The organism is Longimicrobium sp., assembly GCF_036280135.1.
Classification (GTDB): domain Bacteria; phylum Gemmatimonadota; class Gemmatimonadetes; order Longimicrobiales; family Longimicrobiaceae; genus Longimicrobium.
The window spans coordinates 1-3,338 of record NZ_DASURI010000240.1; the positions used below are offsets into that span (position 1 = coordinate 1).

The 3,338-nt window shown below is 72.9% G+C and carries 4 protein-coding genes; 3 read left to right on the forward strand and 1 reads right to left on the reverse strand.

The window, feature by feature from the left end; genetic code table 11:
• On the reverse strand, positions 1 to 1,405 hold a 1,405-nt coding region (locus VFZ20_RS07395), incomplete at its 3' end, for a TonB-dependent receptor (RefSeq protein WP_329683207.1).
• A 388-nt stretch (positions 1,406 to 1,793) separates the two neighbouring features.
• Between VFZ20_RS07395 and VFZ20_RS07400 the strand changes: the two genes are divergently transcribed.
• From VFZ20_RS07400 to VFZ20_RS07410, 3 genes are all read left to right on the forward strand, one after another.
• On the forward strand, positions 1,794 to 2,123 hold the full coding sequence (locus VFZ20_RS07400) for a hypothetical protein (RefSeq protein ID WP_329683208.1): 330 nt from the start codon (positions 1,794 to 1,796) through the stop codon (positions 2,121 to 2,123).
• Positions 2,120 to 2,677 carry an orotate phosphoribosyltransferase gene (pyrE, locus tag VFZ20_RS07405; protein WP_329683209.1) on the forward strand — a complete coding sequence of 186 codons (558 nt, stop codon included), beginning with the start codon at positions 2,120 to 2,122 and terminating at the stop codon, positions 2,675 to 2,677. The genes VFZ20_RS07400 and pyrE overlap by 4 nt, the downstream gene beginning before the upstream one ends.
• 148 nt (positions 2,678 to 2,825) lie before the next feature.
• A complete protein-coding gene (locus VFZ20_RS07410) occupies positions 2,826 to 3,287 on the forward strand; it encodes a hypothetical protein (RefSeq protein WP_329683210.1) in 462 nt (153 codons plus the stop codon).
• Positions 3,288 to 3,338: the final 51 nt, after the last annotated feature.

The window sequence follows — 3,338 nt, forward strand, 5'->3', positions numbered from 1 at the left end:
GTCCGTACCCCGCGCCGAACAGCCCGCTCTCCTCCCGGTCGAAGAAGACGGTGCCCCCGGATTCCGCGCCGTTCCGCGCCGCCATGCGCGTGAGCTCGCCGCCCCACTGCACGGTGAGCACGGGGCTGGCCTCGCGCGTAAAGTCCGTCCGCAGGGCCGTCTCGGTGATGCTGCTGCCGAACCGCGTGTCCTCGAAGTCGGGAAAGCGCACCTTCTCGGCGTAGCGCGACACGCCCAGGCGCGTCTGCGCCGTCCACCCCGCCACGGGCTGCGTCCAGCGCAGGCCAGCCACGTCGTTGCCCCAGTTCCAGCGCACCTTGATGATGCTCGTTTCGTCGTCCTCGTCCCCCGGCGGGTCGAAGTCCGTCAGGTCCAGCACGTCCTCGCCCATGTAGCCCGTGAGCTGCAGGGTGCCGCCGCCCGCCGTGCCCATCGTCACGCCGGTCTGCACGTCCGTCAGGTGATACGGAAAGTCGGTGACGGGCCGCAGCAGCGCGTCGAAGTACGAGCGCCGGCCGCTGACGAACCACGAGCCGCGGCTCCCGCCCAGCGACCGCGCCAGGAAGCCCGGCATGCCGCTGCGCAGGGTAAGGCGGCTGGCCAGCACGGACACGCCCATGTCGGCCGAGAAGGTGCTGTCGCCCGTTTCCGTCTCCACCGTGAGCACGGACGACACGCGGCCGCCGTACTCCGCGCCAAAGCCGCCGGAGAGCAGCTCGGCGCGGGCGATGAGGTCGGAGTTGAAGACGCTGAACAGCCCGCCCAGGTGGAACGGGTTGAAGATGGTGAAGCCGTCCAGCTGGATGAGGTTCTGGTCCGACGAGCCGCCGCGGACGTTGAAGGCGCTGGAAAAATCGCTCGTGGAGACCACGCCGGGGAGCACCTCCACGGCGCGGAGGACGTCCGCCTCGCCCAGGCCGGGGAGGATCTTGATCTCCTCGCCCGTGATGACGCGCGTTGTCGTGCCCGCCTCGGTCTCGAAGCGGGTGCGCTCGCGCTCCGTGTCGCGCCGGCTGCGGACCTCCACCGGGTCCAGGACGAGCGCCTGCTCCGCCAGCCGCAGGTCCACGGAGGCCTGCCCGCCCGCCGCGACCGTCACGTCCTGCCCCACGCTCGTGAAGCCCACGCGCGCGGCCCGCAGCGTCCAGCGCCCGGGCCGCAGCCCCGCGAGACGATAGGTGCCGTCCTCCGCGGACGTCGTCCGGCGCGCGCCGCCGCCGGCGGAGGGCGTGGCCGTGACGGTGGCCCCCGCCACGGGCTCGCCGGCGGGGCTCAGCACGCGGCCGGCGACGGCGCCCGCCTCCTGCGCGGCCGCGCGGCCGGGGAGCACGAGCGCCGCCACGAGCGCAATCCATCCCACGACCCGGCGCATGGCGCGGCGGGCCCGTACTTCGCTGCTGGGCATCTGCTTTTGGTCAGCCGATCTCGGGTGGACGCGTGCCGGTCCGTGTCCTCACAAGAGAACCCGGGCGCGCGGCGCGCGGCAAGCACGGATACCGGCGGGAGCGTGTTTAAGGTCCGTCCCACGACGCGACGACGGCGGATGCCCTTGCGGCGCCCCGTCGCGGGGCGGAGTTTGGGGGCGTCCGCGATTGGGCGGCACGGGGGATAACGTTCCGCGCGCTCGATTGCTGACCGCCGCCCGTCCGGGGTGAGCGGATTCCGTGGATCGAGGAGCCGTCCGCACCGGATCCACGGAGCCGATGCGCATCCGCCACGGGCCAAGGCGTTCCGGGTACGATCCCGGGAGGTGTCCCGGATTTCCTGAAATCATCCACATGGCCGGTTTTCCCATGGAAACGCCGCAGCGCCGACTGGTCACCATCCGCCGGCACGTGCCGCAGGACCGCCTGTCCGACTACGCCGAGGGCTGGACGCGCCTGCACAACGCCGTCACGGCCCGCGGCGCGCACGCGTGGTGGTTCGCGTCGGCCTCGCAGCCGGACGTGTACATCGAGTTCCTGGAGTTCGGGCCGGAGACGGACCCGCGCGGCGACGAAGCGGTGGTGAACGCCATCCGCGCCCTGCAGCTCCAGTTCAACGAGATGTATCCCACGCCGCTCACGCTGGAGGAGTGGGTGGCCATGCCCACGCCCCCCACGCTGTCGGGAGACCCGGAATGAGCGACCGCGACCGTTTGCGCGACCTGCTGCTGGAGCGCTCCTTCCGCACGGGCGACTTTGTGCTGGCCTCGGGCGCGCGCAGCAGCTACTACATCGACTGCCGCACGACGACGACGCACGCCGAGGGGCAGGCGCTCGTGGGGCGGATGGGGCTGGCCCTGCTGCGCGAGGCGGGCCTGGCGCCGGACGCCGTCGGGGGGCTGACGATGGGCGCGGATCCCGTGGCGTACGCCATCGCCCACGCGTCGTGGCTGGCGAACGATCCCGTGAACGCGTTCACCGTGCGCAAGCAGCCCAAGGACCACGGCACGGGCAAGCGCGTGGAAGGCTGCTTCGCGTCCGGCCACCGCGTGGTGGTCGTGGAGGACGTGATCACGAGCGGCAAGAGCGCCCTGCAGGCCTGCGATGCCGTGGAAGCGGAAGGTGGCACCGTGCTGGCCGTCATCGCGCTCGTGGACCGCGAGGGCGGCGGCCGCGAGGCCATCGAGGCGCGCGGATACGCCGTGCATACCATCTTTCCCGTCAGCGAGCTGCTCGCGGCCACCGCGGGCTGACGTCCGCCGATCCATCCTCCTCCCGGCCGGTCCGTGCCGGGAGGGGGATGCGGGGCCCTCCGTCCGTCCCGTCCGCTCGACCCGTCCCTCCGCCGGGCGTTCTCCGTCGATCGTCATCCATCCAATCCCCGTCATCCCCGGGACCCTCATGCGCCTGCCGTCCATCCTCGTCCTCGCCGTGACGCTGCTCGCCGCGCCGCTGGCCGCGCAGGAGCCCGCGCCGTCCGCCCGGCCCCTGCCCACCGAGCTCGCGCCGCGCCGCGCAGACGTCGGCTCCGTCCGCTCCGCGCGCTGGGACGATCACCTGGAGCTGGGGGTGATCACCGGCATGCTGGTGGGGATGACGGTCGGCGGGACCTACGGCTCGCTGACGTACGAGGATCGCTGCGCGCGGCAGGAGGACGAGTGCATGTTCACGCGCGGGGTGGAGACGAGCCTGTTCGCCATCCTGGGCGGCGGATTGGGAGCGCTGATCGGCGGGGGGACGATGGCGCTGCTGGACCACCGCGACAGCCGGCGGCGCCCGCCCGCGCCCCTGACTCTCGCGCCGCTGACTATCGTGCCGGACGCGACGGGCGCCATGCGCGTGGAGGTGGTGCTGCGGCATTGAGGCGCGGAGGCCGCGTCGCTGCGCGACGCGGGGCCCTCTCCCCCGACCGCC

Excerpts from the sequence above, each read along its gene's own strand:
- pyrE (WP_329683209.1), top strand. The coding sequence starts at position 2,120 with ATGAGCGACCGCGACCGTTTGCGCGACCTGCTGCTGGAGCGCTCCTTC.
- VFZ20_RS07400 (WP_329683208.1), top strand. The coding sequence starts at position 1,794 with ATGGAAACGCCGCAGCGCCGACTGGTCACCATCCGCCGGCACGTGCCG.
- VFZ20_RS07410 (WP_329683210.1), top strand. The coding sequence starts at position 2,826 with ATGCGCCTGCCGTCCATCCTCGTCCTCGCCGTGACGCTGCTCGCCGCG.